The sequence below is a fragment of the Vibrio sp. D420a genome (genome assembly GCF_030248625.1).
GTDB lineage: Bacteria > Pseudomonadota > Gammaproteobacteria > Enterobacterales > Vibrionaceae > Vibrio > Vibrio fortis_A.
The window spans coordinates 334,284-347,520 of sequence record NZ_JAHGAN010000002.1 but is presented as its reverse complement, the minus strand read 5'-3'; the positions used below and the strand labels follow the sequence as shown (position 1 = coordinate 347,520).

General features: G+C 44.0%; 12 protein-coding genes. 10 read left to right on the top strand and 2 right to left on the bottom strand.

The features are described 5' to 3' along the window. The first annotated feature begins 105 nt into the window (after nt 1-105). From KI743_RS02440 to KI743_RS02430, 3 genes are all read left to right on the top strand, one after another. Entirely contained in the window at nt 106-351 is a 246-nt protein-coding gene (locus KI743_RS02440; RefSeq protein ID WP_285464677.1) for a DUF2164 domain-containing protein, read from the top strand. Nucleotides 352-499: 148 nt separating this feature from the next. Continuing rightward, nucleotides 500-1,039 carry a cytochrome b gene (locus tag KI743_RS02435; RefSeq protein ID WP_032552586.1) on the top strand — a complete coding sequence of 180 codons (540 nt, stop codon included), beginning with the start codon at nt 500-502 and terminating at the stop codon, nt 1,037-1,039. Further along, on the top strand, nt 1,036-1,605 hold the full coding sequence (locus KI743_RS02430; RefSeq protein WP_150869620.1) for a YceI family protein: 570 nt from the start codon (nt 1,036-1,038) through the stop codon (nt 1,603-1,605). The genes KI743_RS02435 and KI743_RS02430 overlap by 4 nt, the downstream gene beginning before the upstream one ends. A 197-nt stretch (nt 1,606-1,802) precedes the next feature. On the opposite strand, the gene focA is transcribed toward KI743_RS02430, so the two are convergent. Further along, nucleotides 1,803-3,254, bottom strand: coding sequence for a formate transporter FocA (focA, locus tag KI743_RS02425; RefSeq protein WP_285464675.1), 1,452 nt, complete (start codon nt 3,252-3,254; stop codon nt 1,803-1,805). 259 nt (nt 3,255-3,513) lie between these two features. Here focA and KI743_RS02420 point away from each other — a divergent pair, with 259 nt between their 5' ends. Both KI743_RS02420 and KI743_RS02415 read left to right on the top strand, forming a co-directional pair. Continuing rightward, nucleotides 3,514-4,419, top strand: a complete 906-nt coding sequence (locus KI743_RS02420) for a LysR substrate-binding domain-containing protein (protein WP_150869618.1) — start codon at nt 3,514-3,516, stop codon at nt 4,417-4,419. A 204-nt stretch (nt 4,420-4,623) separates the two neighbouring features. Continuing rightward, on the top strand, nt 4,624-5,118 hold the full coding sequence (locus KI743_RS02415) for a DUF1097 domain-containing protein (RefSeq protein ID WP_032552582.1): 495 nt from the start codon (nt 4,624-4,626) through the stop codon (nt 5,116-5,118). 160 nt (nt 5,119-5,278) lie between these two features. Here the strand turns inward: KI743_RS02415 and KI743_RS02410 are convergent, their stop codons facing one another. After that, nucleotides 5,279-6,919, bottom strand: a complete 1,641-nt coding sequence (locus KI743_RS02410; protein ID WP_285464673.1) for an ATP-dependent endonuclease — start codon at nt 6,917-6,919, stop codon at nt 5,279-5,281. Nucleotides 6,920-7,155: 236 nt separating this feature from the next. Here KI743_RS02410 and KI743_RS02405 point away from each other — a divergent pair, with 236 nt between their 5' ends. The 5 genes from KI743_RS02405 (at nt 7,156) to KI743_RS02385 (ending at nt 13,206) form a co-directional block, all read left to right on the top strand. Further along, nucleotides 7,156-8,901, top strand: a complete 1,746-nt coding sequence (locus KI743_RS02405) for a bifunctional UDP-sugar hydrolase/5'-nucleotidase (protein WP_285464672.1) — start codon at nt 7,156-7,158, stop codon at nt 8,899-8,901. Between the two features lie 493 nt (nt 8,902-9,394). After that, nucleotides 9,395-10,396, top strand: a complete 1,002-nt coding sequence (locus KI743_RS02400) for a TerC/Alx family metal homeostasis membrane protein (protein ID WP_285464671.1) — start codon at nt 9,395-9,397, stop codon at nt 10,394-10,396. Between the two features lie 311 nt (nt 10,397-10,707). After that, nucleotides 10,708-10,896 (top strand): hypothetical protein, encoded by a 189-nt coding sequence (locus tag KI743_RS02395; RefSeq protein ID WP_032552577.1) that lies wholly within the window; start codon nt 10,708-10,710, stop codon nt 10,894-10,896. A 143-nt stretch (nt 10,897-11,039) separates the two neighbouring features. Continuing rightward, nucleotides 11,040-11,765 carry a DUF1223 domain-containing protein gene (locus tag KI743_RS02390; protein WP_285464670.1) on the top strand — a complete coding sequence of 242 codons (726 nt, stop codon included), beginning with the start codon at nt 11,040-11,042 and terminating at the stop codon, nt 11,763-11,765. Between the two features lie 157 nt (nt 11,766-11,922). Next, nucleotides 11,923-13,206 (top strand): DEAD/DEAH box helicase, encoded by a 1,284-nt coding sequence (locus KI743_RS02385; RefSeq protein WP_285464669.1) that lies wholly within the window; start codon nt 11,923-11,925, stop codon nt 13,204-13,206. The last annotated feature ends 31 nt before the right edge of the window (nt 13,207-13,237 follow it).

The window sequence follows — 13,237 nt, the reverse complement described above, 5'->3', positions numbered from 1 at the left end:
TCGCTTTATCAAAATTAAGCTGTGTGTCGATTTTTATGTTGTAAGCGTGCTAATGGCGTTTAACATTTATAAATAACAATATTTAGAAAGACTTACGAGGAAGTGATGACCATAGAGTTAGACAGAAAACAAAAGACTGAAATGACCGAAGTACTGCAACGCTACTTGCAAGATGAGCTCGATGTCGAGATAGGCCAATTTGACGCGGACTTTCTTGTTGATTTTATCAGCAAAAAATTTGGTGCTGTCTATTACAACAAGGGAATCGAGGACGCGCAAAAGGTGATGGAGCGTAAGATGCTCGACATTAGCGATGAACTTTACGAGATAGAGCAGGTCGTTGAGTTATAAGTAAAATCATCTTGTTCAAATTATTCGAACATGTTGTTTGAGTTTTAGTTATGTCATTTATGTAAAGCTAGGTAAATAATATGTTTCAACAACACAGAGTAATGTACGCTCTTCATACTATACCAACTGCAACCTTTTGGAATGAAACATGAGTAATAATGTAAAGAACTACAATCCAATAGCTAGACTGTTGCACTGGGTTTCAGCACTGACAATTTTTGGATTATTCGGTGTTGGCCTGTGGATGGTTGACCTCTCTTACTACAGCGAGTGGTATAAAACGGCGCCTGATTGGCATCGTTCAATCGGTATTATTTTGGCTGCTGTGACCCTATTCAGATTGATCTGGAAAACAGTGACAGCGTCACCAAGTGTTGAAGGTAAAAGTTATGAAGTGGTGGCGGCGAAGGCTGCACACGGCTTCATGTATCTAAATCTGTTGGCTCTATTTGTGTCTGGCTACTTGATCTCAACATCAGATGGTCGTGGCATAGATGTTTTCAACTGGTTCACTGTTCCAAGTATGGGAGAGTTATTTGCTAACCAATCCGACTTGGCAGGAACCGTACACTACTATGCAGCTTGGGTACTGATTGTATTGGCATCAGTTCACGCACTGGCTGCGATTAAACACCACATTATCGACAAAGACGATACGCTACGAAAAATGATAGGAGCATCAAAATGAAAAAATCAATTATCGCTACAGGACTAGCCTTTGCTATGGCAATGCCTTTCGCTGCGAACGCTGCTGATTACGTGATTGATACAAAAGGCGCACACGCGTCTGTTAACTTCAAAGTGAGCCACCTTGGTTACAGCTTTATTAAAGGACGTTTCAACACATTTTCTGGTGACTTCTCATTTGATGAAAGCAACGTAGAAGCGTCTAAAGTGAACGTTGTGGTTGATACTACAAGCCTTGACTCAAACCACGCTGAGCGTGACAAGCACATCCGTAGCGGTGACTTTATCGATGCAGGTAAATTCTCTGAAGCGACATTCAACAGCACAAAAGTGGTTGATAACGGTGATGGTAAACTGGCTGTAATGGGTGACCTAACTCTGCACGGTGTGACTAAACCAATCACGATCGATGCTGAGTTCATCGGCGCTGGTCAAGACCCATGGGGTGGCGAACGTGCAGGTTTCATCGGTACAACTCGTCTAGAGCTTGCTGACTTTGATATTAAAGTCATGGGCGCTTCTAGCTACGTTGACATGGAACTTCACGTAGAAGGTATTAAGAAGTAAGTCGAATAGACTAACCTCTGTCTCATACATACAGAAAGGCGCAAAGCAGATGCTTCGCGCCTTTTTCGTTATTAAGCCATGAGTCTTTTTGATTGGTGTTTTCTTGCGTATTGAATAGGGTTATCCAAACGGTATCACTTCAATCGAGACATTTTTTCTAGCCACACGCTGTTATCCCGTGTTTCGTCTATCCGAGGTTATGCCGTTTCTAGTTCTGTCTCTTTTACTACGTTTAGGCGGTCACCATAGATAGGGCGAAGCGCTTGCATCACTTCAGCGCGAGTTAGAACACCCACCATCGTGCCGTTTTCAAGAACTGGAAGCATGTGTGGTTGGCTCACTTTCATCGCTTTCGCACGCTCTTCTAAAGAAAGTGTGGTAAAGCGAGTTGCAATGCCCATGCTAGATGTTGGGTATAGCTGCTCTTTGTCGATGCAAAGGAATTCCGCAACGTCCACAAGCTTGTCATTGGCGTCAATCGCTACTACATCGCGGCTCATTAAATCGACAACCTTCTGACCAGCGGTTGGGATGTAGTCTTGGCACCAAAGGTCGACCATTACGTCATGAATTGAGAATACACCCACTAAGCGACCTTCTAAATCACATACTGGCGCGCTTACTTGCTGTGCGTCTAGCAGAGTGTCGATAGCAACAGCAGTTGGCATTTCAACAGATAGAGTCGTCGGGTTCGTGTTCATGATTGTTTTGATGATTGTGTTCGTGTTCATAGTAGTTTCCTTAACTGACGTAATTTGAGTTGCTTGTGTTATTGCTGTTATTTTTGCCGCTTTAAGCTGCGGTCTGCGGTAGATGCTCCAATTCGCTAAGCCTACGAGAACAGAGCCACCAACGATGTTGCCGAGTGTCACTGGTAGTAAGTTTGCAGTGACGAATTGCATGACATTGAGGTCGGCATACTGAGTAGATGTCATGCCTATTTGTGTCCAAAAGCTTTCTGGTGCGAAGTTTTGAATCACAATACCCAGTGGCACCATAAACATGTTTGCCACGCAGTGCTCAAAGCCTGTACTAACGAACATGGCAACGGGTAGTACTGTCATCATCGCTTTTGTCATTGCATTAGCAGAGCTAAAGGTTAGCCAAATCGCTAAACAAACCAGTAGGTTACACAGCACACCTAATGCAAATGCTTGAATCGGAATGTGGTGGAGTTTGTGTTGCGCGATATTGAGCGCATTCAGTCCCCATTGGCCGCCGTCGAGTTGATAAAGCCCTGCGGCACTTACAAGAGCGAGTAGGAACATCGCACCAATAAAGTTACCTACATACACTTTCCCCCAAATCGACAGCATCTTGCCAAAGGTGATCTGCTTGTTTGCCCAGGAGATGCTAGATAACACCGAGCTGGTAAACAGTTCACCGCCACAGATGACGATTAAGATAAGCCCCATACTGAAGGCAAGACCGCCAGCTAAGCGGCTCAAACCCCAACCGGCGTCGGCACTGCCAGTGGTAACTGTGATATAGAATAGAAAAGCGAGTCCGATGAATGCGCCAGCCATAATCGCAAGACTCATTGTCATGCTGCTGGTTTTATTCGCTTTACTGAGTGCAAATTTCTCCGCTTCAGCCATCATTTCTGTTGGCGAAAACAGTTGGTGATTATCAGAAGTGCTGGTCGCCATACCCCCTCCTTGAACAATCCGTCATAAGTGATTCCTAGTGTTAATACCTAAGTGAATGGTGAATATCGCAGCCACTAAACCGTTGCTGCCCATTCAGATTACGAGTGCTGGGGGTACAGGTAAAATTGATAATATTTAAAAACCACATCAGAAATATTGATATAGAAAAATGACAGGGTACAATGAAACCGATTGCTCAAAGGCTTTATAAAAAAAGAGCGTCGGAATACAGATAATTACAAGAAATTAAGGAAGAAATTTGCGTTATTCATTAAAGCAGCTTGCCGTCTTTGACGCCGTTGCAGATTCCGGGAGTGTAAGCCAAGCGGCGGATAAGCTTGCACTGACTCAGTCGGCTACCAGTATGTCACTCGCTCAACTTGAAAAGATGCTAGGCAGGCCCTTGTTTGAACGACAGGGGAAGCAAATGGCATTAACCCATTGGGGTATGTGGTTGAGACCAAAAGCAAAACGCCTTCTTCAAGATGCACAACAGATAGAAATGGGCTTCTATGAGCAGCATCTTCTTAGTGGTGAACTACGTCTTGGCGCTAGCCAAACCCCTGCGGAACACTTGGTTCCAGACCTCATCAGTATTATTGATAACGACTTTCCAGAGATGCGTATATCACTTGGCGTGCAAAGTACTCAGTCGGTTATTGAAGGCGTTCTTGATTATCAATATGACTTGGGTGTTATCGAAGGGCGCTGTGATGACAACCGAATTCACCAAGAAGTGTGGTGTACAGACCATCTCACCGTTGTTGCCTCGGCACATCACCCATTTGCCAAGCGTGAAAGAGTGAGTTTGGCTCAACTTGAGCAAGCGAAATGGGTACTTCGAGAACATGGATCAGGTACTCGCAAAGTTTTTGATAGCTCTATTCATCATTTAATTGCCGATTTAGACGTTTGGCGAGAGTACGAGCACGTACCTGTGTTGAGAAGTTTGGTGGCAAATGGACCTTACCTAACTTGTTTACCATATCTTGATGTTGAGCGCTTTATCGAATCGGGTCAGTTAGTTACTTTGAATGTGCCTGAATTAGAAATGGAGAGAACGCTCTCATTTATCTGGCGTGCAGATATGGCCGAAAACCCGTTAGCTGAGTGCATTAAGCGTGAAGGAAAACGCATGATGAAGAGTCGTCCTTCCGTTCTATAACCACTTTTCTGCTCTTTTCTTAATACCGGTATCTGTTGAATAAGCGATATCGGTCTCCATCTACTGATAAAGCGTAACTTTCATACATTATAATTGTGACCTAGATCGTCTGTTTTCTTTGTTAGTTACCATACTATGCTTACTTGATTTCTAGTGAGGCTGAACATTTTAGTGCTAAACGGGCGCTGTGAGTTCAGAAATAGTATGAGTACATTAGTCGCGATTTCGTTAACAACAGGTATTTTGTCAGGTCTTTGGGGCTGGATTGCTATCTCTTTTGGTTTGCTCTCATGGGCTGGCTTTTTAGGGTGCACCAGTTATTTCGCATCACCTACCGATGGTGTGAAAGGGCTGCTGAGCAGCTTACTCACTAACATGACAGGCGTATTCTGGGCAATGGTTATCATTCATGGCTCTACTTTTGCTGGTTTAGAGATCCTAGGCTACGTAATCACTGCTATTGTCGCTTTCTTCATGTGTATTCAAGCAAAACAGACCTGGTTAGCTTACATTCCAGGGACCTTTATCGGTTCTTGTGCAACGTTTGCCGCTGCCGGTGATTGGCAACTAGTTGTGCCTTCACTACTGCTAGGTGGTGTGTTTGGTTACTTGATGAAGACGAGTGGCGTATGGCTTCACGAAAAATCATCTCAATCTTCTCCAAAGGCAGAACAGCACGCCAACCGCGTTGAAGCGTAAGTTATTGAAAAAGTAATTGTAGGTTTCAATGGTGTTGTCGGATTGGATATGTCCCTGTGAAAGATAACCCCCAATTAATTTGTATAGACTTTTTATACAGGCACACCACTTGGTGTGCCTTTTTTCTTTTTGAGACGGAAGAAGAGTGAAATTGTAAGAGCTATGTGTTGCCGTTGGCCATGGTAATGACTCGTTTAAGTGTCCAGCGAAGCAGTAGAGGAATGCACTCAAGACCGCGATTTTCACAGTGTGAGACAATAGCAAGCGCCAGGTCAGGCTTTGCGTGCTTCTTCAACACTCGAGCCAGGACTTTCTTTGGCGGAATAGGGTGATCGTAAGGGATCTTCACCATATCTCTAAAGAAGCTTTCAAAGCCATTCATATAAAGGTAGTGTTCGATGTCCTTCTCTGGTAACTCTGTGAGTCGGTGCCGAGGTTGGTCATTATCAAGTTTCGCGAGTACAGTCGCAGCGTATTTCTTACCAGCCGCATCACCATCCGTCACGACATGCCAATCTATACCAAACTCTTTAGCTACCTTAATCAGCGCTTTTAACCCAGATTGGGCGAATTCAATAATCTGCACACCTTCTGCCGCTAAGTTATAGCCGCATTGATTCGCTAACTCATTGAACAACCAGACTTCCGTCTCCCCCTCCACTAGCAGCCAACAACGAGCGAACAAGGCTCCCGAACGATGAAAACGAATATGGAAACCAATACGGCGTAGTTCGTCTTTACTAAAGTGAGAGATGTTCAATTGATTGGCGATGGTTTTGTCTGATTGACGCACTAGACGGCGAATAGAGTGCAAAGGCACCGCTGCTAATAACTCGCCACTGTTAGTCGTCAGGATTTTCTGCATCGGCAGTTTTTGTAACAAGCTCCAGGCTCTCGCAAGGTGCGTTGGGTGCAAACGACCCTCAGGATCCTCTAAGATCAAAAGTGGCCGTGCACAGCGTCTTAAGTCATTTGGCCCTTTGGCATGAAGATAAGCATTAAGTAAGCCCATAAACAGCAAACGTGTCTGTTTATTGTTGGTCTCTTCAACGAGTTCATGAATGCTCTTGTCGTTGATTCCCGTTGAATACATAAGTCCATCGCGTTGTTTGCGAGGGTTTTTACGTGAAACGCTCTTAAAAGAGAAATAGTGCTCAATTAGGCTCTGCATCGAATCTAAACTGCTGCGCATTTCACCTTTATTGACATGGCCTGGTATCGCCATGAGTCGACGACATGTGTTATCAATACGCTTTTCAATCCGAGTCTGGTGGCCGTTACCATTTCCATTGCCATTAAACGGACGATCAAAATGACGAGCATCTCGAAGGCGAATAACAGGATGGAGAGTCATGAGTTCTTGAGCCAGCTTCTCTGAATGGTGCAGTTTAAGTGGATTTCCGTCTAAATCGAGAAACGCATAGTGAGTCGTGGTTTCATACTGCTCTAGCGTTGCGCTGATTCGATAATAGATTCGATAAGTACCATGTTCATCTTGAACCCATATTGGCTTGAGTTTGCGATAACGCCCAGCATTCAACTCTGATTTATCATTTGCTTTTAGGGATAGCACAATCTGCAGGTGTTGCGATTGCGGGTGCGAGACGGAATAGTCTACATGAAAGTCTGTCATTTCGAATTGATAAGGCACGCCATCGGCGGGGAGTACAACAGACAAAGCATCAAGCAGTGAAGATTTACCCCATGTATTTTCACCGATTAACGTTGTGAGCTCATCGAATGCCAGTGACATCCGTTTGATACCTCTGAATCCAGAAATCTCGATTCGTTCTAATTGCATAGGCTTACTCCTAACAAAAGATCTGCTAATGCTTTGAAAGCAAACAGATATCTATAATCATAATCGATCTTTTTGTGCTAGGTGTATTCTGTTGTCACAAAACAGAGTCTAAAGTTTAAACGAACCGAATGTGATTATTGATCTATCACGCGTATTTTTTTGCAGTGCTGTTTCATAAAATTCACGATTCTGTCATGATTCCCGACCTAGTATGAAGGGAAGAAGAGAGAGAACATATGACAAAAAAGAATAAGCCAGCGAAACTGGTATTGGCGCATATTAATGACACCCACTCATACTTTGAACCAACGTCATTACAACTATCACTAAAAGTGAATGAGCAAATCATAGAGCCTTATGTAAGCGCTGGTGGTTTTGCTCGCATCGCAACTCGATTCAAGCAGCTAAAAGAAGATGCCACTCGACAGGGCAAAGATACGCTGTTTCTCCACGCTGGGGACTGCTTCCAAGGGACGTTGTACTTTTCTTTGTTTAAGGGAAAAGCTAATGCGGACTTGTTGAATGCACTCAACATCGATGCAATGACACTAGGAAATCACGAACTCGATATGGGCAATGAACCTGTTGCCGAGTTTGCTAAACGCATTCAATTTCCTTTGTTGGCGGGTAACTGGAATTTATCGAATGAGGATATCAAGAAAACTCATACGTTAGCTGACAATAGCCAAGTCAAAGCATTCCTTCCTGATACGCGTAGCGCGAGCTACATCGTAAAAGAGTTTGATGGCGAGCCAGTCGCTATCTTCGGCCTTAGCATCGACCAAATGGGGTTGATTGCGAACCCAGATATCGACACACCGTTTGAGAACGCCATAGCTACGGCTAGAGCCACCATCGAGCAAATTCAGCAAGAAGGTATCAATAAGATCATTTTACTCAGTCACTTAGGTTATGAGGGTGATTTGGAAATGGCGAGTCAGGTAGATGGTATTGGACTTATTGTTGGAGGGCATAGCCACAGGTTACAGGGTGACTTTTCCGATATTGGATTGATTAAAGATGACGAGTATGGCGTAAAAATCAATGATACCTACGTCGTTCAAGCTGGCTTCCACTCTATGTCTTTAGGCCATTGTGAGATTGAATTTGATGAGTCTGGAAAAGTAGTGTGCTTCAATGGTCGAAATGAACTGCTTCTTGGCCGCCGTCTGTTTATCGATGCAAAACTCAGTGAAGTAGGTCAGGGGGGGGCTCACGACCTCGCTTGTGAGTACTTGAACAATCATCCTCATATCTCTGTATGTAAAAAAGACCAAGATATTCAGTTTATCTTAACCGACAAGTACCTTCCGCGAGTACGCCAGCTACAACAGCAAATTATCGCGACAGCAACGGATAAGCTACGTCATGTCCGGGTGCCTGATGCAAAAGGGCCAAGTGAGCTAGCGCCGCTTGTCGCTCAATCCTTCCACTATGCAATGAATCAACGTGGTTTGGATGTAGACTTTGCAATTCACAATGCTGGTGGTGTGCGTAATTCTTTAAACGCTGGTGATGTATCAGTCGCAGATATTGCCGGAAAGCTACTACCGTTTGCCGTACCGATAGGAACGTATCAAATAAATGGTGAAACCATTGCCGCTATGTTGGAAGGTGCAATTAATAATGCGCTTGATAATGGCGTCGTTGGCACAGGTTCAGGCAGTTTTCCTTATACCCATAATCTAAGATTTTGTTACCACGCAGAAGCACCGATAGGGCATCGAGTTCATCATCTAGAAATCTTTCGTGATGGTGATTGGCAACCCGTTGAGCGTCAACAGATGTATCGTGGCTCGTCATCTGCCTATACCATGAAAGGCAAAGAGGGTTACAACGCTGTGCTGAATATGCAAGGAGAAGGCACTGTGACTACGTTATCCATGGCTGACTGCTTTATTGAGTTTTTAAAAGCAAACCCAGAGGCGTTGAACCATAAACGCGAACAAAACTGTTTGGTTTGTTATAAACAGGCACAGTAATACTAAATTGGTATCTTTTTTGCTTTATGTTTGTCAGTTGCTCTATTTGGCAGGAGACGGAACATGTGGAAAAAAGACTGGTTGGATGCGGTAGCAGTAGTAGGTTGGGTGTCGGTATGGTCGGCGCTTGTTTACTTTGTACCTATTGCAGGGTTGTAACAACGAACGCCAAAGATTATTGAGATCTATGGCTGATACCTGCGATTAACAACAGTAATAGACAAAAGGGGCTTTTTGCCTCTTTTTGTTTTTTTAATGCAAATTTATATAGACGAAACACAAATTCGGGAATATTATCCACGCGTTTGGGGAGTAGTTAGCGCAAGTTTACGTATCGTCATCTCGTTAGACCAAGAGTCTATCCGGTACGTAAAGGTGAAATCCCATATTTCACTTCAACGAGACCAACGCAATCACAATCGAGTTCCATTTTGGATCTTGATCTGTTTTGTTTGCGGAAGGTCTTTAATCAGTTCTTCCGCCCGGAGGAATAATGAACTCAACTCAATCTCTATTATCAACTCAGCAAGACGTACTATCCACTTCACCTGATGTGATGACTTACGTAGGATTCTTCTTACTCACCTTGGTGTTAGTGTCTGTCGATATTTATCAGACCCGTGGTGGTAATGTGACCATCAAAAAGGCGACAGTGTGGAGTATTTTTTGGTTCTTGTTGGCGTTTCTGTTCGCGGGCTCTATCTACCTGTTTTGGGAGTTTTACGCGCCTCATAGCGACTACACTGCAGAGAAAGCGACCGTATCATTCATCACAGGCTATCTGTTAGAGAAGTCACTCAGCGTTGATAACCTGTTCGTTTTCGCAATGATCTTTGGTCAGTACCAGGTTCCGGAGCATTTGCGTCCTAGAGCGTTACTGTGGGGTGTGATTGGTGCACTTGTACTTCGTGCTGTCATGATCGCATTGGGCGCTCAGCTACTAGCACAATACCACTGGGTACTTTATGTCTTTGCAGCATTCCTTATCGCTACTGGTGTCAAACTGGCGCTGGACAAAGGTGAAGAGGAGAGCGTTAACACGCTACCTGAGAAGCTACTGCGTAAAGTGATGCCGGTGACAGAAGAGTTCCATGGCGCTTCATTGATTGTGAAACAAGGCGTTAAGTGGATGATCACTCCGATGATGCTAGTTATTGGTGCAATTGCAGTCATGGATGTAATGTTCGCACTAGACTCTATCCCTGCAATCTTCGCAGTGACACAAGAACCGTTTTTGGTTTTGGCGGCTAACGTATTTGCGTTATTAGGTCTTCGCTCGCTGTACTTTGTACTACAAGGCATGATGGATAAGTTCATCTACCTCAAACCAGCACTGGCGTTCATCATGGTGTTTATTGGTATCAAGATGCTGCTGGTGGAAAGCGAATATGCGATTCCGACTTACTGGTCATTGGGTGTTTTGATCACCACCATGACAATCGCGGTTATAGCATCTATCTATGGAAATAAGTCAGACATAGAACAGACAAATTAAAGTCAAAATAACTTATCTAAATAGTGGTTATTTTCTCGAGACCAAGCGAGCAAAGAATTTATTTATGTAAATTTTTTGTGACCTTGGCCTCTTTGTTTAGAGTCTAATTTGTACTAAATTCAACTTTTAAGCGTAATTTTGAATTTAAATTCACTTTGTGTGAGTGCGTATTCTATACGGTTGTTAATGGTTTGTTTTATTAGAAAAACTTATCCGAACTTCTAGTTTTTGTCATTTTTTAACCTGCAAATAATCGCCTATTATTCACACCAACAAGACGAAACACTTAAAAAATTTATAGAGAGGCAATCATGGCTCAAGCAATGCAAATGAATACTATCGCTGTTCCAAACTCTATGGATAAGAAGACCTACGCGGTTAACTTCAAAGGACTGATTGCACACATCATCGATATCCTGTTCGTTGATAACACTCCTCGCAGCTACTACGCAAGCGACCTGTCTGGTCACATGCAAAAAGATATCGGTATCTACCGTTAATCTTGCGAGATAAGAATTGATGGAAGCCAGCTCATGTAGCTGGCTTTTTTGTGTCTGAAAGGAAATTAATGGCGACTCGGTCTTATCTATAACTTGGTGCACTTAATGCACGTGAGATAAGAAAGATCAGGAAAGGAGTCGTTATGAGTCGTATCTGCAAAAGTCATTGGCTTGGTATACCGCTTGCGCTGTGTTCAACGCCTATTCTTGCTGAAAGTTGGGAGCATAAAGGCCAACCTGCTCAAATTATCGAGTTATTCACATCAGAAGGCTGCTCGAGTTGTCCTCCGGCTGATGAGTATCTGAGTAAGCTCGAAACCCACCCTGAACTCTGGCAAGAGGTAATCCCACTTGCATACCATGTCGACTATTGGAACTATCTAGGTTGGAGTGACAAATTCGCTAGCCAAGCTTTTAGTCAAAAACAGCGTTTGTATAAAGCTTATGGAGTTGTAAGCAGCGTTTATACACCCGGCTTCGTGGTCGATGGTAAAGAGTGGCGTGGTTACTTTAATTGGCTTGATCGCACATTGCCTTCGATGCAGCAAACCGATAAGCCCGCTTTGAGCCTAAACCGCTCGGATAATACCTTTAAAGTAAACTACGAAGGGGATGGCGACTATATTGCTCATATCGTCCTACTTGCGATGAACCAAGTAACTCAAGTGAAAGCGGGTGAGAATCGTGGCAGAGAGCTCGAACATGACTTCGTGGTGGTTTATAACGGCTTTCAACGTGGTGAGTCCAGTTGGGAGTTTGATATAGATTTTAGTCCACTTGTCGTTAAGCCGGATGCGGTAGCGGTATGGCTCACCAAGCCCAACACCTATCAACCGGAACAAACTGTCGCCGGATGGTTTAATCAATGATGAGTTGGTAGAGTTCAAAGCCCCGCTTAATAAGATTTACCTGATAGCTCGCTTTAGTTGAGCTTGGATTTAGGAAATTACTAGGAAATCAGTACGGAAAGAGGCTTAAATGCGCTAGTATAGCGCGCTCTATTTTATCATTGAGTCTCTTCCATTAATGACTGATACCACGACACCAACCAACTTTTCTGAACTTGGTTTAATCTCGCCACTTGTTTCTCGCTTAACTGAGCTTGAGTACCAACAACCAACACCTATTCAAGCACAAGTGATTCCGAGTGTATTACAAGGCCGTGACCTTATTGCGGGCGCAAATACGGGTTCAGGCAAAACTGCAGCTTTTGCATTGCCGCTATTACAACAGGTTTACCATGAAAGCCCGGTAAGCCGTGGTAAAGGAAACCATGTTTCAGGACTAATCTTGGTTCCAACCCGAGAATTGGCAAAGCAAGTATCAGACAGCGTAAAGTCATACGCTGTGCATTTTAATGGTGCGATTAAAACGGTTTGTGTATTTGGTGGTGTATCAGTAAATCGCCAGATGCAAGCCCTACGTGGTGGTGCTGATATTCTTGTTGCGACACCGGGTCGACTACTTGATTTGGTCTCTAGCAACGCAGTTAAATTGGATCGTGTAAAAACGCTGATCCTCGATGAAGCTGACCGAATGCTGAGTTTAGGTTTTACGGAAGAGCTAGACGCTATTCGTAAGTTGTTACCTACTAAAAAACAGACTTTGCTTTTCTCTGCTACGTTCCCAGAACAAGTACAAGCGCTGACTGAAGAACTACTTAACGAACCGCTTGAGGTTCAACTACAAAGCGCGAATGCAAGCACGCTTGTTCAGCGTGTATTTGAAGTCGAGAAGGGACGTAAGACCGCTTTACTTGCGCATTTGATCAAAGAGAACCAATGGCGACAAGCTCTAATTTTTGTCAACTCAAAAAATGGCTGTGAGCACCTAGCGGATAAACTGTACAAGCGCGGTATCATTGCGGAAGTATTCCATGGTGATAAAGGTCAGGGCTCCCGTACTCGTATTCTAGAAGACTTTAAGCTGGGTGAAATCGACGTACTTATCGCGACTGATATTGCGGCTCGTGGTCTGGACATTGAAAAGCTACCAGTTGTGATTAACTTCGATCTGCCGCGTAGCCCATCAGACTATATGCACCGTATCGGCCGAAGTGGTCGTGCAGGAGAGGTTGGTTTGGCGCTGTCTTTGATCGACCATGAAGACTACCACCACTTCAAGATCATTGAGAAGAAGAACAAGATTCGTCTTGAGCGAGAGCAAGTAGAAGGCTTTGAAGTGGATGAAGAAGCTGTTGCAGAACTGATCGCAGCACTTAAACCAGTCGCGCCACCAGTGGGAACGGGTAAGAAGAAAAAGAAGAAAAAAGCGGCACAAAACAAAGATGTGTGGCTGAAAAATAGCTAGGTTTTGATACTAAAAAGGCGCTCGATGAGCG